This window comes from Pseudorhodoplanes sp. (genome assembly GCF_035565795.1).
GTDB lineage: Bacteria > Pseudomonadota > Alphaproteobacteria > Rhizobiales > Xanthobacteraceae > Pseudorhodoplanes.
Window position 1 is genome coordinate 1 of record NZ_DATMRV010000204.1, and the last position, 18,876, is coordinate 18,876.

Genomic DNA, 18,876 nt, shown 5'->3' on the forward strand with positions numbered 1-18,876 from the left:
CGGCACCGCCGGTCACCAAAAGCATCGCTGACGCGCTCCGCCGTCCCCCGGCCCAGGGTGACCCCAAGAAGGGCGATCCACACGGGCGATCCCACCGGTGATCCTTTGCCCGACAAGGCGAAAGCGCGCAACTTGGGTTAAGGATTTCAGTGAATAGCGGCGGGATTCGACACGAGCGATCCGCCGGGTTACGCGGGTCCGCGGCGCGCAAACAAGTGAATCAAAGTTCAGTTTAAATTATGAATTCGAATTCACAAGATCTGACCGACTTGGACCCCGCCCGGGCCGACAGTCCCATTCTGATCGTCCCCTATATGTGGATCGGGGACTTCGTGCGGGTCCATTCGGTCGTCCAGCTGCTGAAAATGCGCTGGCCGAACCGGCCGATCGATCTCCTGACCAGCACGCTCTGCGCGCCCATCCTCGATTACCTTCCGGGTGTGAGGAAGGGCATCGTCGCCGACCTTCCCCGCCGGCAATTGCCGTTCCGGCAATATTCTGCGCTCGGGAAGCGGCTGGCTCGGGAGCGTTACGGGAGCGCTCTGGTGATGCCGCGGACCTGGAAAGCGGCGCTCGCTCCCTATCTGGCCGCAATCCCACAACGTACTGGTTTCGCAGGAGAATTCCGCTTCGTCCTGATCAACGACATGCGCTTTGGCGAACGCAGGCTGGAGCGGATGATCGATTGCTTCGTCGCCCTGGCGACGCCGAAAAATGAAAGTCCGCCAGAGACTTACCCCCTGCCCCGCATCGAGGTGCGGCGCGACGAGATCGAAAACTGGCTGTCGCGCAACGCCTTGCGGAAGTCCGCGCGACCGGTCGTAGCGATGGCGCCCGGCGCGGTTGGCCCGGGCAAGGCATGGCCGCCGCAGAACTACGCCGAACTGGCCCGGGAACTGGCCGGACAGGGCGCCGACGTGTGGGTCCTTGGCGGCCCGGCGGAGAAGACTATCGCCGCGCAAATCGTCCAAGCGGGCGGCGCAAGTGTCTACGATCTCACGGGAAATGACCTCCGCAACGCGATCGTGGCGCTCGCCGCGGCCGATCTCGCCGTCACCAACGATTCCGGCCTGATGCACATCTCCGCGGCCATTGGTACGCCGACCGTTGCGATCTTCGGCCCGACTTCTCCGCGTTTATGGGCCCCGCTCAACCCTTTGTCGGCGATTCTCGAGCCGCCTGGACGCTTCGACAACATCAAGGACCGCAGCACCGCGGGCGTCACCGTGGACCGGGTCCTCGACGCCGTGCGCAGGACCCTGCCGAATCCTTCTACCGCCGCTTCGCCGCGTTGATGCTCGTAGCAGCCCTGTTGATCTGGCATCGGGCCCGCGCGAGCATAGGATAGAGCGTGATGAGCCACCCTTCCTCGGCGGACGGATCAATGACAGACCGCAAACCGGCGGCATTCCTCGATCGTGACGGCGTCATCAATCGTGACGACGGTTACATCGGCACGGTCGAGCGCTTCCGGTTCATTGACGGTGCCCCCGATGCCGTGCGGCGCCTCAACGAGGCCGGCTACCACGTCTTCATCATCTCGAACCAGTCGGGCGTGGCGCGCGGCATGTTCACGGAGGAAGACGTCGTGCGCCTGCACGAATACATGCGCGGCGAGCTTGCGCGCGCAGGCGCGCACATCGACGATATCCGCTTCTGTCCGTTTCATCCGGATGCGCCGCTCCCCGCTTACAGGATCGATTCAGACTGGCGCAAACCCAAACCCGGCATGCTGCTCGATCTCATGGACGCGTGGCCGGTGGAAAAGACCGGCAGTTTCCTGATCGGCGACAAGGATTCCGATTTGCGCGCAGCCGACGCCGTCGGCATTGCCGGGCATCTGTTCAGCGGTGGCAATCTCGCGACGTTTGTTGAGGAGATCGTCACCCCGCGCCGCTAACGGTCGTTTCAGCTTAGCCATCGGGTCAGTGGATGTATCCGCCGCGTCATCCAGTTGCTGCGAGAGACGACGGCGCCGAAGCGCCTTCCTTCAACGCTGTAAGGTCGTGCGCGCTTGCGGCATTGTGTGCCGCCGCCCTCGCACTTCTTGCATGTCTCTCTGTGCCGAACGCCCGCGCCCAGCCCGCGCTCACGGCATCTCAGTCGGAGGCGCTGAACCGGTACAACCAGGCACTCAACGACTTCAAATCCGTCCTCCGCCAACGGCGCGCGCAGATCGACGCGAAACAGCCGCTGCCGAACCTGCCGGGACAGGCGCTCTATCTCGCCCGCAATGCCCTGATGAGCACCTACAAGGATCTCACCGACGCGTTGCCGGCAAGAATCGGAAGACCGAACAAGTTCGCAATCCCGCCGGCCTATTTCGATGCCGACAACGAGCCGCTGATCGACGAGTATCTTCGCCTGTTCAGCATCATGCAGGCTCCGCCCGCCAATGCTCAATACTCAGCGACACCGTTCAGGGACGTCGTCGATCTTGGAGCCGCGATTGCCCGCGCGCGCGGCCTCGACGCGGCCAATGCCGATGTCGCCGGCCGTATCAGCCTCGGCATTTTCTTTGCCGAGTCGAATGGCAACCAGAACATCGGCAATGCGCGTTCCAACAAATACAAGGGAAGCTTTCAGACCGGTGTGTCCGAGAGCCAGGGCGGACAAACGAGATGGGCGGCGATCAAACCGTCGATTGCGGCTTTCGATCCGGCGCTGATCGAGCGCGACACAACGGAAGAGGAGCGCATCGGCAAGCTCGATCGCCGGTACAATCACTGGATCAATGTGCGCGACGCGCTGATGAATGCACACGCCGACGCGTTCCAGTACATCCCAGCCATCGTAAGGGCATTTCCCGACCCGATCGATCAGATGAAGCTGTTCGAGCTGATCCAGATCGTCCCGACCCCGACCAAGGCCGCGATCAGATCCGGCAACATTGCCGGATATCGGGTGTCCGACCCGACGATCATGGGCTATCTGCGCAACAACTCCATGTTCACGTTCGGACAGGCCGACCGCGCGAAGCCATCGGCGACCTATCGCGAAATTCTCGATGCAATGTGGCTATTCAACGAGAAGTTCGAGCGCGCCCTGGCCAAGTTCAACGAGATCAAGGCGCAGAAAAAGTAACACTTCGCAGCCGGCAAGCCGCGCGAATCGCTGCGCGCCGCGAGTAGCCTTGATGCGCGGCATTCGTTATAGCCGGACGCACAAATCGGGTCAGCGGACCAACGGCCAGGAGCATCCACTTGCGCATTCTCATTATGGGATCGGGCGGCGTCGGCGGCGTGTTCGGCGCGCGGCTCGCCAGGGGCGGCGCCGATGTCACCTTCGTCGCGCGCGGCGCACATCTTGAAGCGATGCGCCGGAACGGGCTGAGGATCGACGGCGGCAAGAATCCGATCGCGCTGCCGCAGGTGAATGCCACCGACAATCCGGCCAGTGCCGGCCCCGTCGACATGATCCTGTTTGCGGTGAAGCTGTGGGACACGCAAAGCGCGGCGCGTTCGCTGCTGCCATGCATCGGTCCGGACACCGGGCTGATCTCGTTCCAGAATGGCGTGCAGAAGGACGACATGCTGAGGCCGATCGTCGGCAGCGCACTCATCGGCGGCACGAGCTATGTCTCGGCCGCGATCACCGCGCCGGGCGTGATCACGCAGACGGGCGCAATCGAAAAGCTGACCTTCGGCGAATTCGACGGAAAGCGTTCCGGGCGCGTGGAGGATCTTCATCGCGCGTGCCTTGCCGGCGGCATCGACGCCGAGATCCATGACGACATCAATCTGGAGATCTGGCAGAAATTTGCCTTCCTCGTCGCAATGTCCGGCGCGACATCCGCGATGCGCTCGTCGATCGGCCCGATCCGCGACAATCCGATCACGCGGGACTTCCTCATCGGGCTTATGCGGGAGGTGGTCGCGGTCGGACAGGCGCGGGGCGTGAAGCTCTCGGACAATTTCGTGACGCAGCGCCTTGGCCTGATCGACGGCGTCGCACCCGAAACGATTTCGTCGATGTATCACGACCTGCAGAGCGGTAAGCCGCTGGAACTGCCTTGGCTCAGCGGCGGCGTGGTCGATCTCGGCGCCGAGGTGAATGTGCCGACGCCGCTCAATCGCGCGGTGCGCGATGTGCTGATCCTGCACGCTAAGGGGAAGATGACACTGACGGCATAAAGAACGCTGTGCTAAATCCAGGCCCGCTCATTCCCGCGAATCCAGCGCAAAGACTCTGGGTCCCCGCCTTCGCGGGGGACGAGCGGATCGATGGATGCTCGGCTAGCTACTCCGCCGCCTTGCGCCAGCCGCCCGGCGCGTAGGCCTTGCGCACGACCTCGACATAGGGCGACGGACTGACGACAGCGCGCATCACCGTCTGCATGTGCCGCTCGACCGTCGGCTTGCGCGAGCCGCCATTCGCCTCGCCCCAGAGGAACACGACTTCGGTACCGGGCTCGGCGAATTCCTCTTCTATCACGGCAAGCGTGAGCATCTTGCCCTCGTTCGACGAGTAACCGATCCAGGTCGAGACGCCGACCGTCTTGCCGTCGACCAGCACGCGGTCGAACGGATGCATGCAGTAAACCGCCGACGGCCAGTCGATGAACTTGGTGCGGTTGTGCTTCTGGAACTGGGTGCCGAGCACACGCGTGACGTCCTCGTTTTCCAGCGCGAGCGTCACCTTCTTGCGGTGCGGCTCCTTGGCTTGTTTCTCTAATGCTTCACGGCCGATGAAGTCGTGGTCGAACTTCATGAAGCCGCCATAGGCCATGTCCCATGGCGTGAAGTAATAATCCTCGATGTTGCTGGAATCGAAGCTGCCGCCGATCGACGCGCTGGCTTCGTAGCCATTGGCCGGCAGCCATTGACGATACGCCCTCGTCCCTTCGCCGGTATAGATCGCGGGCAGCGGCGACGGGATCCAGCCGGACTCCAGCGCATTCGATGAATAGGCGCGTCCGCCGACAAGCCGCATGCCGAAGTCGTCACCGGCCTTGATCAGCGCCTGCCGAACGTCCTCGCCCTCTTCCCATGGACCGAACAATTCCCAGCCGGGCTGACCGGCCATGCCATGACGCAGAGCGCGCACTTTCCTCCCCGCGATGGTCAGCTCGGTCATGTTGAAGAACTTGAGTTCATCCGGCTTCTCGCCGATCGCCTTCTCGATCACCTCCATCGCATTCGGTCCCTGGACCTGGAAGCGATAGGACTTGCGCTTGCCGTCGGTGCGCAGCGCCGAACGCTGATCGAGTTCGACCTTCACGTCATATTTTCCGGTCGCGGCGTGGAACATCACCCAGTTCAGCGCGGGCGCGCGGCCGACGAGATTGAACTTGTTCGGCGCGAGATAGAACAGGATCACGTCGCCGATCACATAGCCTTCCGGCGTCACCGGCACGAACTGCTTGGCCTTGTTCGGCTCGAAGTTCTTGTAGCTGTTCATCGACAGATACGAGAGCAGCTTCAGCGCGTCCGGTCCTTCGACCGCGAGATCCGCCATGTGATAGGACTGATTGAAGAGAACGCAGGTGTTCTGCCAGGCCTGCTGCTCATCGCGCCAGTTGGTGTATTCGGCGGGAACGCCAGGATAGACGTTCGGCCCGGTCTGCTGATTGCGCAACAGCTCAACCGGATTCTTCACGCTCTGCAGCACGTCTTCCAGATTCTTCGCGGCCATCGCTTCATCTCCCCGCGGCGGCGCGAATGCACCGCTCTCATTTGCGACGTTACGCGTCGCTTTCGAATTTCGCGGATTCATGATCCAAGTCGAAAGCGAATGCAACTTTGGGCTGAAGCCCATTGGAGCATCACGTCAACAAGGCTTCATCGCGCGCTGGGATGCGCGTATGGGCCGCAAATGTTTGCGAGATGAATCGAAACGTCGCCGTGTTACGCCGCGAGCGGTGGAGCCGACACTGCATCGGCCTCCGTGCAGAAGAACACCATGGTCTCGAACACGTAACCACAGTCGCGGCAATTCCAGAGATGACGGACTTGCCGCTCGTTCACCGGCTCGGACCAGGCCGGCCGTTGCAGTTCAGTGCCGCATTGTGCGCAAGGCAAAGCGCCGAACGTGGAAAGCTGAATAGCCGAAGCTGCCATTATGGCCTCCTCCTCAGTTCTTTTTATTGTGGGATGAATTTCATTCCTAAGCGCGGCCATTGTCAATTTTGTGATGGCAAGACGACAGAGCACCCGCTCACGCAATCGTGGTTTGCGCAACGCAACATGTTTGCGCGGCATTTCCCTCAAATTTGGAGTCGAAGTTTTCGCGCCGCAAACGCGGCGAGACGCTATGCGTTGTGTGTGGCCGCCGGCGGCGGAAGCGTCTTTCGCCCAAGCGCGCGCTCATAAACCGCGGCAATCTTTTCCGCTTCCGCTTCGACGCTGAAATGCGATGCAACATAATCGCGTGCGCGCTCACCCATTGCTGCAGCGCGCTCGGGGTCACGCACCAGCGTCTCAAGCGCCGCCGCGAGCGCGTCCGGATCTCCCGCCGGAACCAGCAGCGCGATCTGCCCGCCGGTCACCACCGCCTCTGCGGCTCCGGCGCGCGCGGCAATGAGCGCGTTGCCGGACGACATCGCTTCCAGCAGCGTCAGTCCGAAGCCTTCGTTGCGTGACGTGAACGCGTAGATCAGGATACGGCGGTACCAGAGCGGCACTTCGTCGATCGGACGTTCACCGAGAAAGCGCACGCGATCGGCGATGCCGGCTTCTTCGACGCGCGCCTTCAAGGCAGCTTCAAATGCCGCATCATCGACGGCGCCGACCACCACTGCACTGAAGTCCGGATAATGTGGCAGGACCCTGCACACCGCTTCGATGAAGACGTCGGTGCCCTTCTGATGCCGGACGCGGCCGAAGCAGCCGATCGCGTATTTGCCGGGAAGACCGCTGATCTGGAATTCAGCGTCCCGGTTTTTCGGCGGCTGATAACGCACGGTGTCGACGCCGTGCAGGATCACCTCGCACGGCACCTTCAGATAGGACGCCGATGCGTCACTGGTGGCGATCACCGCGTCCATGCGCCGGATCAGCCAGCGCGTGATCCAGGTATGATGACGTTGCGCGGCCGAGGTGAAGACCAGCCGGAACGGCCAGCCGAGCCATTTCAGCAATAGCCCGACCATCATTTCGTTGTTGCGGCGCGCGTGCCAGACGATCCTGCGCCGCCCCTTGAAGGGAAGCGTGAGAACCTCCGAAAAGTTCATTGTCTCGATGCCGTCAGGCGCATCCGGTCCGCACCAGCGCGCACTGGCGAGCCGGGCGATCCGCGGCGCGATCATGCGGTTGGTCGCGGTTACCCCGGTATAGTTCCAGTGCAGGTTCGGAATGATGACGTCGAGATCGTTCAAGTTGCTTACTCCGCCCCCATCCTGAGGAGCTGCGGCTCGGAGAACGAGGCCGAACTGGGGCGGGCCCTTATTACTCATTTTTCATGGCCGTCGCCTATGGTGTGGCCAATGTTTTGCGGAGACCCGGTCCATGACCGTCCTCGTCACCGGCGGCGCCGGCTATATCGGCAGCCACATGGTTTACGAATTGCTCGATGCCGGCGAGGACGTGGTCGTGCTCGACAACCTCTCCACCGGCTTCCGCTGGGCCATTCCGGAGCGCGTTACGCTTCACGAGGGCGATACCGGCGACGAGGCGCTGGCACGCTCAATCATCGAGCGGCACGGGGTGGATGCCATCATCCATTTCGCGGCCTCGATCGTGGTCCCGGACTCGGTTGCGGACCCGCTCGGCTACTATCGCAACAACACCGCCAATTCCCGCACCCTGATCGAAGCCGCCGTCAAAAGCGGGGTGAAGCATTTCATCTTCTCCTCGACCGCAGCCGTGTACGGCAATCCGAAATCGGTGCCGGTGTCCGAGGACGCGGCGCCAGATCCGATGTCGCCCTACGGCTCCTCGAAGCTGATGACCGAGATCATCCTGCGGGACACCGGTTTCGCGCATCCCCTCAAGCACGTGATCCTGCGCTACTTCAATGTCGCCGGCGCCGACCCGCAGATGCGCACCGGGCAATCGACGCCGGCCGCCACGCATCTGATCAAGGTCGCAGTCCAGACCGCGCTCGGCATGCGCAAGAAGATGGACGTGTTCGGGACCGACTACCCGACGCCGGACGGCACGTGCGTCCGCGACTATATTCACGTCAGCGATCTGGTCCGTGCGCATTCGGACGCTCTGCGCCATCTGCGCGCGGGCGGCGACAGCGCTACCTTCAATTGCGGCTACGGACGCGGCTTTTCGGTGCTGGAGGTGATCGACACGGTAAAGGCCGTGTCGGGCGTCGATTTCCGGGTCGAACTGGCGGAGCGCCGGCCGGGCGACCCCGCACAGATTGTCGCGTCCTCGGACCGCGCGCGTGGAACCCTGCACTGGGTGCCCCGCTACGACGATCTGCCGACCATTGTCAGCAATGCGCTGGAATGGGAGCAGCGGCTGCGGGCCCGGAATACATAAGGCGAACACGCCTCCGCCCAACAGGCTTGAAATCTGCGCCCCGAGCGGGCAGGTAGCCCGCTGGCCGGGCGCCGCGTCCGGCCACGCAACAGTGGAAGACTATGGCGCCAAAAAACCTCGCCGACACCGAAAGTTCGTCCGAGCTGATCCGCCGGCTGGTGCTCGAATACGGCGTCAAACACTGGAAGAAATACGCCGTTGCCTTCGTTCTGATGGCGGTGACCGCCGTCAGCACCGCGCTGATCGCCTATCTGATGGGCACCATCGTCAACAAGGCCTATGTCGACCGCAGCTTCGCGGCGATCGTGGTGATCGGCCTGATCACCATCGCGATCTTCTGCACGCGCGGCGGCGCCACCTACGCCCAGGCGGTGATCCTGTCCAGCATCGGCAATTCGATCATCGCGGAGAACCAGCGCAAGCTGTTCGACCGGCTGATGAGCCAGAATCTGGGTTTCTTTGCCAAGCGCCATTCGTCGGAATTCCTGCACCGGCTCGCCACCGCTTCGAATTCTGCGACGCAGGTGCTGAACATGCTCATCACCGCGGTCGGTCGCGACCTGCTGTCCCTGATCGGACTGGTCACCGTCATGGTGATCCAGGATCCGGTGATGTCGCTGTCGGCGCTGGTGATCGCCCCGCCCGCCTTGTGGATGTTGCGCAAGCTCGTGAAGCGCATCCGCGCGGTCGCCAAGGCGCAGTTCACCGGCGGCTCGCGGCTGTTCGAGACCTTGCAGGAAACGATCTCGGGCATCCGGATCGTGAAGGCCTTCACGCTCGAAGACCGCATGCGGCAGCGCTATTACGAAAATGTCGCCGCGGTCGAGCACGAAGCCAACAAGATGGCGCGCGTCTCGAACCGCTCGAGCCCGATGATGGAAGCGCTCGCCGGCATCACGATTGCGCTGGGCGTGATCTATGGCGGCTACCGAACCATCGAGATGAACGCGACGCCGGGCGAGTTCTTCTCCTTCATCACCGCGTTTCTGCTGGCCTACGAGCCGGCGAAGCGTCTCGCCCGGCTCAATATCGAGCTGAATGCCGGCCTGATCGGCGTGCGCCAGCTGTTCGAGATTATCGATGCCCCCTCGACCGAAGCCAACGAGGACAACAAGCCCCGGCTGGTGATGGACAAGGGCCGAGTCGAATTCCGCGACGTTCATTTCGCCTATCGCAAGGAAGAGCCGGTGCTGCGCGGATTGTCGCTGACCGCCGAAGCCGGCCAGATGACCGCACTGGTCGGGCCGTCGGGTGGCGGCAAGTCCACCATCCTGAACACCATCCTGCGGCTCTATGAGCCGCAATCCGGCGCGATTGAAATCGACGGACAGAACATCACCGGCGTGTCGCGCCACTCGCTGCGGCAGCAGATCGCCTATGTCGGACAGGACGTCTTCCTGTTCCACGGCACCATCCGTGACAACATCGCGTTCGGCAGGGACGGTGCGACCGAGGACGACATCATCGCGGCGGCAAAGGCCGCGAACGCGCACGACTTCATCATGTCTTTCCCGCACGGCTATGACACCCATACCGGCGAACAGGGCCTGCAGCTGTCGGGTGGCCAGCGTCAGCGCATCGCCGTTGCGCGTGCGCTGATCCGCGACGCCAGGCTCATCCTGCTCGACGAGGCGACCGCTGCGCTTGATTCGGAGTCAGAACGGCTGGTGCAGGACGCCATCACGCATCTGACGCAGGGGCGCACGACCATCGTGATCGCGCATCGCCTGCACACGGTCGCTCACGCCGACCGCATCTTCGTGATCGAGGAAGGCGTCGTTGCCGAATCCGGGACTCACGACGAGTTGCTGCGCAAGGGCGGCCGCTACGCCTCCTTCTATCGGCTGCAATTGCAGGCGCAGGAATATCCGGACGCTGACACGGTCGCGGCAGAGTAGACCTCTGCCGCGCACCGGTCGTGGTGCAGCAGATCCGTGGTGCAGCAGATCATTGTCCAGTCGCAGGTTGAGCAGGTTGCCGATGGCTGCAGTCGCGCCCGCTACCGCGGTCCCCCCACGGGGTCTGTCACCGTTCTGGCACGGGCCCGTATTCGGGCGGCTGATGGCGCACAAAGCGCCCGACCTGAACGGCAGGCGTAGCAGCAGGCCCTGACGGCAGGCCCGAATGACAGTTACCTGAAATGCGAACGCCGGGATCCCCCAATCCCGGCGTTCGCAGCCCCCGCTTAAACCGTCGCAGCGTCAGTAACGCGGCACCAAGCGGCCCCCGCCGCCGGTCCCGCATTGGCGGCGCGAGCACCGCCCCGAGATGGTCCCCGCCTGTGGCCCCCAAGGCTTTGAACCTCTCGACGCACATGCTATGCGGAGGCCCCGCCCGCGGCCAATCGCAATCGCGACTGGACGACGCTTTCCACGCCGAAGTCCGGCTCAATGTGACAAAAAAGCATCAACGGCTATGAGCGACCGTTACGTCATACCTCCGCCTCCGCAGGCCGTGCTTGCGGTCAAAGACTCGTCAGAGAAGTTTCCGGTCCGCCGCATCTGGTGCGTCGGCCGCAATTACATCGAGCACATTCGCGAGATGGGTCAGGACGAGCGGGCGCCCCCGTTCTTCTTCGCAAAACCTGCCGACGCGATTGTCCCGGATGGCGGCGTCGTGCCCTATCCGCCGCTGACAAAGGACATGCACCATGAGGTCGAACTCGTGGTGGCGCTGAAGTCCGGCGGCCTGAACATCAAGCCGGACAAGGCCAACGACTGCATCTGGGGCTATGGCGTCGGCATCGACCTGACGCGCCGCGACCTGCAGATCGCCTCGCGCGAGGTGAAGCGGCCGTGGGAGATCGGCAAGGCGTTCGACGCGTCCGCGCCGTGCGGTCCGCTCGTGCCCGCCTCGCAGATCGGTCATCCGACCCAGGGCCGCATCACCCTCAAGGTGAACGGCCAGATCAAGCAGGACGGCGATCTCAACCAGATGATCTGGAACGTTCCGGAGACGATCTGGAAGCTGTCGGAGATGGTCGAGCTCGCACCGGGCGACATCATCATGACCGGCACGCCCGCCGGCGTCGGTCAGGTCAATGTCGGCGACAAGATCGAGTGTGAGGTCGAAGGCATCGGCTCGCTCACGGTGACGATCGGCAAGCCGAAGGCCTGATCGTTCGCGCAACAAAAAAAGCCCTCGCGACATTGTCGCGAGGGCTTTCGCATGTCCGGCCTCTGGTTACGCCGCCTGCGGCTTGATCAGACCTTCTGCCTTCATCGCGTCCTGCACTTTCGGCCGCGCGCGAACGCGCGTACGGAAATCGTTCAGGTTCGGCCATTGCGCAACGTCAATCTCCTGGAAGCGCGCCCAGTTCGACACCGTGAACAGATAGATGTCGGCCACCGAGAAGTTGTCGCCGGCGAGCCATTGCCGGCCCGCGAGGTGCTTGTCGATGAGCGCGAACGCCTTCAGGACATTTTCCTTGGCGATCATCCGGTAATCGCCGGGCGTGTTGTCCTTGAACAGCGGCGTAAACTGCTTGTGCAGCTCGGTCGCAATGAAGTTCAGCCACTCGAGGGCGCGATAGTAGTCCATCGTGCCGTCCTTGGGCATCAACCCAGCCTCCGGCTTCTGATCCGAAACGTACTTGAGCAGCGTCGTTGCTTCGGTCAGCGTCTCGCCATTGTCGAGCGTCAGCACCGGCACGACGCCCTTTGGGTTCACGTCCCAGAAATTCTCGCCGCCCTTCGTGACCTTGGCCTTGTTGTCGACTCGCTCGAGGTCGAACGGAATACCCGCCTCATGGAGCGCGATATTGACGGCGAGCGAGCACGCGCCTGGCGAGTAGTACAGCTTCATGCAGTCCTCCATTGAGCCCAGGTACTTTGGTGCCTGCGATTTGCCGAGACATGCGCGCTTAGTCAAATGCCGGTTGAGCGGTTTTGCGCCAAACCGCCGACATTGCTCCAAAGCATTGATTCAAATGGCAGAAAATCAGAGGCGGGGCTTCCCAAGGCGGAACCAAATCAGATATGGCGCATTATCAGCCGGGCCGGAATGAGGACACACGTTTGAGGACGTTGATGACCATGCTCGCAAGCCAGAAGACGATGCGCATCACCGAACCGGAGGCTTTCGGAGACGTGACGCTGGCCCCGTCCCTGATGACGGGACAAAGCGAGATCCAGTTGGCCCGCGCCATGGCGAGCGCGCTCGATGAGCACAAGCCTTCGACCGCATCGCAGGCGCTCAGTCAGTTACGGGCCCTGTTTCCGGAAAGCCCACTGACGACGCGGGTCGCAGCGCTGAACGCGCTGATGCGGCGCTAGATACCGCCGGGCCTACATCCCCAGATAAGCTTGGCGCACCCGGTCGTCCGCCAGCAGCTCATCACCGGTGCCGCTCAACGTGACGCGGCCATTTTCCAGCACATAAGCCCTGCTCGCGAGTTTGAGCGATACCGCCACATTCTGTTCGACCAGTACGCAGGTCAGGCCGTCGCGATTGAGATCGCGGATCGTCGCCAGTACGTCCTGCACCAGAGCCGGAGCAAGACCGAGCGAGGGCTCGTCGAACATCACAAGTTCCGGTTCCCCCATCAGGCAACGGCCGATCGCGAGCATCTGCTGCTCGCCGCCCGAAAGCGTTCCCGCCGCCTGATCCGCGCGCTCTTTCAGACGCGGGAACATCGTCAGCACCCGGTCGCGATTGCGGACGCGCGTCGCACGCGCGCGCGGCAACATCGCGCCCATATCGAGATTTTCGGACACGGAGAGATTGGGGAAGATCTGGCGGCCCTCGGCCACCTGCCCTATCCCAAGATTGCAGACCTTGTAGCTCGGCAGACCGGCGATTTCGTTGCCGCGAAATTTGATACTGCCACGCGCCGGACGAACCATGCCGCCGATGGTGCGGATCAGCGAGGTCTTGCCGGCGCCATTCGCCCCGACGATCGCGACGATCGCGCCCTCGGGCACGTCCACCGACACGCCATCGAGCGCCTGCGCATCGCCGTAGAACACATCGAGTCCATCCACGGTCAGCATCAGTGGACGGCCTCCGCACCGAGATAGCAGGCCAGCACATCGGGATCGCGAGTCACGATTTCAGGCGTGCCCTCGGCGATCACCTTGCCGTAATTCACCACCACGATATGGCTCGACAGGGCCATCACCGCGCGCATCACATGCTCGATCAGAAGGATCGTGACGCCGGTCTCATTATTGAGCTTGCGGAATACATTGACCATGCGGTCGGTCTCGGTCGGGCGCAGTCCCGCCATCACTTCATCGAGCAGGAGAATTTTCGGCTTGGTCGCAAGCGCGCGCGCAACCTCGAGGCACTTGCGGTCCGGCAGCGTGATGCCGGTCGGACGCGCTGTGCGCTTGTCGTCGAGGCCGAGCAGTTTGAGCACCTCATTCGCGTAGTCGCGCGCTTCCTTCACATCGTCGGTCCAGACGAGCGCGCCGATTGCGACATTCTCCTCGACGGTCAGATCGTTGAACGGACGCACGATCTGGAAGGTGCGGCCGACGCCGGCGCGGCAGATCTGGTCCGCGCGCTTGCCGCCCAGCGACTGCCCATCCAGCAGGATGTCGCCGGTATCAGGCGGGAACGCGCCGGCGATCACGTTGAAGATCGTGGTCTTGCCGGCGCCGTTCGGTCCGATCAGCGCCTGGATCGAGCCGGCCTTGACCTCGAACGACACCGAGTCGACGGCTCGCAAACCGCTGAAGCTCTTGGAGATGCCTTTGACGGAGAGCGATGCGGCGGTCATGACTTGCCTCCATCCGACTTGCGGTCGAGCCGCAGCAGGCTGGCAATCCATGGCCATACGCCGGAGGGCCGGAACAGCACGATGATGGCAACGCACAGGCCCCAGAAGAACTGCTTGATGCCATCGATCTTGAGGCCTTCGGTGAGCGCCGTCAGTGTTTCACCGAGCGGCGTCAGGACGAACGCGCCGATGATGGGCCCGAACAGCGTGCCGACGCCGCCGACGATCGTACCGAGGATCATCTCGATCGAGCGGTTGGTTCCGAAGGTCGATTCAGGGAACAGGTTGTTGTAGTAAAATGCGTACCAGACGCCTGCGATGCCGGTCAGGCCGGACGAAATCGCGACCGCGATCATCTTGTATTTGAACAGATGGACGCCTGTCGCCTCCGCGGCCTGCTGATCTTCGCGGATCGCCTGCCAGTAATAGCCGAGCTTGGAGTTCAGCAGGAAGCGGCAGAGCACGAGGGCGAGCGCCGTCATCGCCAGGATCACGTAATAGAACATGACCGGCGAGCCGCGCAGATTGATCAGATCGACCCTGTCCCGGTTCGCCACCGGCAGGAACAGCCCCTCAGTGCCGCCCAGCCAGCGCGTGTGATCCACCATGATGCCGGTGAACTCTGCGAAAGCGATGGTAAGCAGCGCAAAATAGACGCCGTGGATCGAGAAGCGGAAGCCGAGATATCCGATCAGGCATCCGACCGCGACGGATAAAGCGATCGACACGAACACCCCGATCAAAGGCGGGATGCCGAACTTGATGAATAGCGCCGCGCTGGCATAGGCGCCGATGCCAACAAACAGGGCGTGCCCGAGCGACAGCGCGCCGGCAAAGCCGAGCATGATGTTCCAAGCCTGCCCGACATAGGCGAAATAGAGCACGATGATGAGGACGCTCAGCACGTAATTGCTGACGAGGTAGGGCGCGGCGATCAGCGCCGCCGAAAACAGCGCCAGCAGAACAAGGCCGTGAGCCGGGATGCCTTCGAACAGCCGGTTCATCGCTGCACTTTCCCGAGCAGGCCCTGGGGCCGGAACAGCAGCACGAGGATCAGGATCGCGAAGCTGAATGCGCTCTTGAGCGAGGGTTGCAGCAGGATTCCGGCCAGCGCCTCCGACATGCCGATCAGGATGCCGCCCAGCAGCGCGCCGGGAAGGCTGCCCATGCCGCCGAGGATCACGATGATGAAGCCCAGCAAGGTGTAAGGCGGGCCGAGATAGGGATGCACGTCGACGATCAGCACCATGATCGCCCCAGCGGCGCCAAGGCAGGCGCAGCCGATCGCAAAGGTCAGCGCGTAATAGTGGCGGACATTCAGGCCGACCACGAGCGCGCCTGTGTAATTGTCACCGCAGGCGCGGATCGCCTTGCCGGTATCGGTATATTTGAAGAAAGCGAACATCGCGCCGGAGCCGAGCAGCGCGACGATGCCGGCATAGAGCCGCACCTTGTCGATGATCAGCGGCCCGATCGAGAAGGAGTCGAGCGCATAAGGCACATTCACGCCCTGCGCCTGCGGTCCGAAAACCATCAGGCAGACCGCGATCAGCATCACCGCGACCGCCGCCATCAGGAGAAACTGGAAATAGTCGTGCAGATGGGCGACGCGCCGCACCACCCAGTCCTGCAACAGATAGCCGAAGCCGAACAGGATCGCCGCGACGAACGGGACCGCGACCAACGGATCGATCCCGAGATGGCGAAACGCCACCACGGTGAAGAACATGCCGAGCACCATGATCTCGCCATGGGCGAAATTCACGATGCGGATCACACCGAAGATCACCGACAGGCCGAGCGCACTCAACCCGTAGATCAGGCCGGTCAGAAGGCCGCTGATCGCGACATTAAAATAGATTTCGGTTGGCACGGCCGGTCCCGCGAGGCCTGTTCAGGCGAAATGGGCTCCGGCCGCGCACGGCCGGAGCAGATGTTATTGCGATGCCGCTTAGCTGCGCTTGGTGTAGGGCGTTGCCGGCCACTGCACCTTCGCGTCGGTCGCGCCCTTCGGCGCCACCGTGACGAGCTTGCCGCCGCGGTTCTGAATCGCGGAATTCCGCAGCTTGTCGTTCTGGCCCTTGGCGTCGAACTGAATGCCGGGGCCGGTCGAGACGTTGTCCTTGATGTCGGTCTTACGGATCGCATCCGCGAGTGCCGTCGGATTGGCGGAGCCTGCACGCTTGTAGGCGTCGGCGGCGATCAGCAGCGCCTCGAACGTGTACACATGATTGGTGTTCATGTGCGTTTCGGGGAACTGCTTGGCAAGAGCCGCCTGCAGCGCCTTGGCGAGCTTCTTGTTCGGATCATACCAGGGCACGAAGCTGATCGGGCCGTCGGAGAGCTTGCCGAGGGTCTTGAGATACTGGTCTTCATACCAGCCCGGACCCATGCTGAGCACGCCCATGCCTTCCCAGCGCTGCTTGACGAGCTCGCGCGTGACAAGGATCGCGTCATTGAGCCGGCTGACGACCAGGAGCGCATCGGCGCCGGTGCCCTTGGCCTTGGCGACTTCGACCGAGAGGTCGCGCGCCTTCAGGTCATAGGCGATGGTGTCCGCCACCTCATAGGGCATCTCGAACTTCTTGAGTGCGTCCGGCAGCGACTTTGCCATCGCGCTTCCGAAGGTGTCGGTGACGTGCAGGAACGCCACCTTCTTCGGCGCCTTGCCGGTTTCCGCGAAGATTTCCTTCTGGTTGATGAAGGCATCCGCGACGATGCGCGGCGCGATCGGGAAATTGCGGAAAACGAACTTGTAGCCCTGCTCGGTGATCGGAGGCGCCGCGGCGATATTGATGACATAGGGAATGCCGCGCTGCTCGGCGACCTGTGCGATCGCTGTCGACTGGCCGGAATCGAACGCGCCGACCAGGAGCTGGGCGCCTTCGTTGATCAGCTTTTCGGCCTGCGCGCGAGCGATCTGAACGTCCGACTCGGTGTCGGCATTCATGATCTGGAGGCTCGGCTGGCCGATGTCCTTCAGGATGCCGGCCGCGACATCAACGCCGCGCTGGCAATCCTGGCCGATGAAGGCCTGCACGCCCGAACGCGGCAGCAGCACGCCAACCTTGAGCGGCGCGCCTTGGGCGCGACCGATGTTGAAGGGCGCGGTGCCGGCGACCAGGCCGGCAGCACCAAGGCCCGCGGCGAAGGTGCGGCGCGTCACGCGTGGATGACGAGAATTGATGGACATCTGGTAACTCCTCCCTGACTGATCCCGTGACCCGAGACCCTGGTTGGCCCCTTTTTCTTATTGTTCCGCCCGACTTGCAATGGGCCAAGTGTGCGGCATCAGCCCGCGCTCTGAAACCCGTATTTCCGGCGACAACGGATTGTTGTATAGCACAATGAGTGTCAAGAACAACAATTCAGGCCCGGATCAAACCGGGCTACGGGAGGATCGATGCCTGACAGCCCCGCAGCGGCACCGCCGCGCGAACGCAAGCCCCGCCGCGATATCGACCTCGACGTTCTGGACTCCCATTTGGGTTACTCGCTGCGCCGCGCGCAGGTCTGGGTGTTTCAGGATTTTATCCGGACCCTCTCGGTCATCGACATCCGGCCGGCGCAATATTCGGTGCTGGTCGTCATCGGAGCCAATCCCGGGCTGTCGCAGGCCGAACTTGCCGACCGCCTTGCGATCGAGCGCGCCCGCCTTGTCCACATGCTCGATCATCTGCAGCGGCGGGGACTGACCGAACGCCTGCCCTCCCCGAACGACCGCCGCACACATGCGCTGCAACTCACCAAAGAAGGACAGAGGGTGCTCAAGCGCGCTAAGGCGCTCGCGGCACGCCATGAGGCGCGACTGGCGGAGAAGCTGGGCGACGGAGCGCGTGAGCAAATGCTCGCTCTGCTGGATGTGTTTGTGACGAAATGAATTCCACATTCCGGGGGTTGCGCCGCCTGCGCTGCCCCGGAATGACAACGGACTACGCCGCGTCCGCTTTCAACACACCGCGGCGGATCTGATCCTCCTCGATCGATTCGAACAGTGCGCGGAAATTGCCCTCGCCGAAGCCGTCATCGCCCTTGCGCTGGATGAACTCGAAGAAGATCGGGCCAAGGACGGTGCCGGAGAAAATCTGCAGCAACACCTTGGTCATGCCGCCATCGACCACGCCTTCGCCATCGATCAGCACGCCGGTTCGCTTCAGCTGATGGATCGGCTCGCCGTGCCCAGGCACGCGCGCATCCACCTTCTCGTAATAGGTTTCGGGTGGCGACGGCATGAACGGCAGCCCGTTCGCGCCGAGCTTCGCGACGCTGTCATAGATGTCGCGGCAACCCATCGCGACATGCTGGATGCCTTCGCCCTTGTACTCGCGCAGGTATTCCTCGATCTGCGACTTGTCATCGAGCGACTCGTTGATGGGAATGCGGATCTTACCGCATGGCGACGTCATCGCCCGCGACACGAGGCCGGTCAGCTTGCCCTCGATGTTGAAGAACCGGATGTCGCGGAAATTGAACAGCGTCTGGTACCAGCCGGCCCAGTGGTCCATGCGCCCGCGATGGACGTTGTGGGTCAGGTGATCGAGATAATAGAGGCCGGCCTTCTCCGGCTTCGGATCGCGTTCACCAGTCCAGACGAAGTCGACATCCCAGATCGATCCCTTCTCGCCATAGCGATCGACGAAATAAAGAAGCGAGCCGCCAATGCCCTTGATCGCCGGGATTGCAAGCTCCATCGGGCCGACGCTGGTCTCACCCGGCTCGGCG

At 62.8% G+C, this 18,876-nt stretch carries 19 protein-coding genes; 9 read left to right on the forward strand and 10 right to left on the reverse strand.

Translation table 11 applies throughout. The features are described 5' to 3' along the window. The first annotated feature begins 239 nt into the window (after positions 1 to 239). From waaF to VNZ93_RS18135, 4 genes are all read left to right on the forward strand, one after another. On the forward strand, positions 240 to 1,295 hold the full coding sequence (gene waaF, locus VNZ93_RS18120; protein WP_325708273.1) for a lipopolysaccharide heptosyltransferase II: 1,056 nt from the start codon (positions 240 to 242) through the stop codon (positions 1,293 to 1,295). An 89-nt stretch (positions 1,296 to 1,384) separates the two neighbouring features. Continuing rightward, complete coding sequence (locus tag VNZ93_RS18125) at positions 1,385 to 1,900, forward strand: HAD family hydrolase (RefSeq protein WP_325708276.1); 516 nt, start codon at positions 1,385 to 1,387, stop codon at positions 1,898 to 1,900. Positions 1,901 to 2,061: 161 nt separating this feature from the next. After that, positions 2,062 to 3,084 carry a hypothetical protein gene (locus tag VNZ93_RS18130; protein ID WP_325708279.1) on the forward strand — a complete coding sequence of 341 codons (1,023 nt, stop codon included), beginning with the start codon at positions 2,062 to 2,064 and terminating at the stop codon, positions 3,082 to 3,084. Between the two features lie 119 nt (positions 3,085 to 3,203). Further along, a complete protein-coding gene (locus VNZ93_RS18135; protein ID WP_325708282.1) occupies positions 3,204 to 4,133 on the forward strand; it encodes a 2-dehydropantoate 2-reductase in 930 nt (309 codons plus the stop codon). Between the two features lie 106 nt (positions 4,134 to 4,239). On the opposite strand, the gene desA is transcribed toward VNZ93_RS18135, so the two are convergent. From desA to VNZ93_RS18150, 3 genes are all read right to left on the reverse strand, one after another. Further along, positions 4,240 to 5,634 carry a syringate O-demethylase gene (gene desA / locus VNZ93_RS18140; protein ID WP_325708285.1) on the reverse strand — a complete coding sequence of 465 codons (1,395 nt, stop codon included), beginning with the start codon at positions 5,632 to 5,634 and terminating at the stop codon, positions 4,240 to 4,242. 212 nt (positions 5,635 to 5,846) lie between these two features. Then, positions 5,847 to 6,059 carry a hypothetical protein gene (locus VNZ93_RS18145; RefSeq protein WP_325708287.1) on the reverse strand — a complete coding sequence of 71 codons (213 nt, stop codon included), beginning with the start codon at positions 6,057 to 6,059 and terminating at the stop codon, positions 5,847 to 5,849. Between the two features lie 191 nt (positions 6,060 to 6,250). Further along, on the reverse strand, positions 6,251 to 7,315 hold the full coding sequence (locus VNZ93_RS18150) for a glycosyltransferase family 4 protein (RefSeq protein ID WP_325708290.1): 1,065 nt from the start codon (positions 7,313 to 7,315) through the stop codon (positions 6,251 to 6,253). A gap of 130 nt (positions 7,316 to 7,445) precedes the next feature. Here VNZ93_RS18150 and galE point away from each other — a divergent pair, with 130 nt between their 5' ends. The 3 genes from galE to VNZ93_RS18165 all read left to right on the forward strand — a co-directional run bounded on the left by galE (position 7,446) and on the right by VNZ93_RS18165 (position 11,549). Continuing rightward, the gene (gene galE / locus VNZ93_RS18155; protein ID WP_325708293.1) at positions 7,446 to 8,432 is read left to right on the forward strand and encodes a UDP-glucose 4-epimerase GalE; all 987 of its coding nucleotides are present in this window, start codon (positions 7,446 to 7,448) and stop codon (positions 8,430 to 8,432) included. A gap of 101 nt (positions 8,433 to 8,533) precedes the next feature. After that, positions 8,534 to 10,330 (forward strand): ABC transporter ATP-binding protein, encoded by a 1,797-nt coding sequence (locus VNZ93_RS18160; protein ID WP_325708296.1) that lies wholly within the window; start codon positions 8,534 to 8,536, stop codon positions 10,328 to 10,330. A gap of 517 nt (positions 10,331 to 10,847) precedes the next feature. Next, positions 10,848 to 11,549 carry a fumarylacetoacetate hydrolase family protein gene (locus tag VNZ93_RS18165; protein ID WP_325708299.1) on the forward strand — a complete coding sequence of 234 codons (702 nt, stop codon included), beginning with the start codon at positions 10,848 to 10,850 and terminating at the stop codon, positions 11,547 to 11,549. 66 nt (positions 11,550 to 11,615) lie between these two features. Here the strand turns inward: VNZ93_RS18165 and gstA are convergent, their stop codons facing one another. Then, a complete protein-coding gene (gene gstA / locus VNZ93_RS18170; protein ID WP_325708302.1) occupies positions 11,616 to 12,236 on the reverse strand; it encodes a glutathione transferase GstA in 621 nt (206 codons plus the stop codon). Positions 12,237 to 12,460: 224 nt separating this feature from the next. Between gstA and VNZ93_RS18175 the strand changes: the two genes are divergently transcribed. Beyond that, complete coding sequence (locus tag VNZ93_RS18175) at positions 12,461 to 12,706, forward strand: hypothetical protein (RefSeq protein ID WP_325708304.1); 246 nt, start codon at positions 12,461 to 12,463, stop codon at positions 12,704 to 12,706. A 12-nt stretch (positions 12,707 to 12,718) separates the two neighbouring features. On the opposite strand, the gene VNZ93_RS18180 is transcribed toward VNZ93_RS18175, so the two are convergent. The 5 genes from VNZ93_RS18180 to VNZ93_RS18200 all read right to left on the reverse strand — a co-directional run bounded on the left by VNZ93_RS18180 (position 12,719) and on the right by VNZ93_RS18200 (position 17,347). After that, positions 12,719 to 13,423: an ABC transporter ATP-binding protein gene (locus tag VNZ93_RS18180; RefSeq protein ID WP_325708307.1), complete on the reverse strand. Its 705-nt coding sequence runs from the start codon at positions 13,421 to 13,423 to the stop codon at positions 12,719 to 12,721. Next, positions 13,423 to 14,154: an ABC transporter ATP-binding protein gene (locus VNZ93_RS18185; protein WP_325708309.1), complete on the reverse strand. Its 732-nt coding sequence runs from the start codon at positions 14,152 to 14,154 to the stop codon at positions 13,423 to 13,425. Before VNZ93_RS18185 ends, VNZ93_RS18180 begins: the two co-directional genes overlap by 1 nt. Then, complete coding sequence (locus VNZ93_RS18190) at positions 14,151 to 15,158, reverse strand: branched-chain amino acid ABC transporter permease (protein WP_325708312.1); 1,008 nt, start codon at positions 15,156 to 15,158, stop codon at positions 14,151 to 14,153. Before VNZ93_RS18190 ends, VNZ93_RS18185 begins: the two co-directional genes overlap by 4 nt. Further along, entirely contained in the window at positions 15,155 to 16,027 is an 873-nt protein-coding gene (locus tag VNZ93_RS18195; RefSeq protein ID WP_325708314.1) for a branched-chain amino acid ABC transporter permease, read from the reverse strand. The genes VNZ93_RS18190 and VNZ93_RS18195 overlap by 4 nt, the downstream gene beginning before the upstream one ends. A gap of 78 nt (positions 16,028 to 16,105) precedes the next feature. Next, positions 16,106 to 17,347: an ABC transporter substrate-binding protein gene (locus VNZ93_RS18200; RefSeq protein WP_325708316.1), complete on the reverse strand. Its 1,242-nt coding sequence runs from the start codon at positions 17,345 to 17,347 to the stop codon at positions 16,106 to 16,108. A 210-nt stretch (positions 17,348 to 17,557) separates the two neighbouring features. Between VNZ93_RS18200 and VNZ93_RS18205 the strand changes: the two genes are divergently transcribed. Continuing rightward, positions 17,558 to 18,034: a MarR family transcriptional regulator gene (locus VNZ93_RS18205; protein ID WP_325708318.1), complete on the forward strand. Its 477-nt coding sequence runs from the start codon at positions 17,558 to 17,560 to the stop codon at positions 18,032 to 18,034. Positions 18,035 to 18,086: 52 nt separating this feature from the next. Here VNZ93_RS18205 and hppD read toward each other — a convergent pair. Continuing rightward, positions 18,087 to 18,876, reverse strand: a 790-nt coding sequence (gene hppD / locus VNZ93_RS18210; RefSeq protein WP_325708321.1) for a 4-hydroxyphenylpyruvate dioxygenase, incomplete at its 5' end; no start/stop codon positions are given.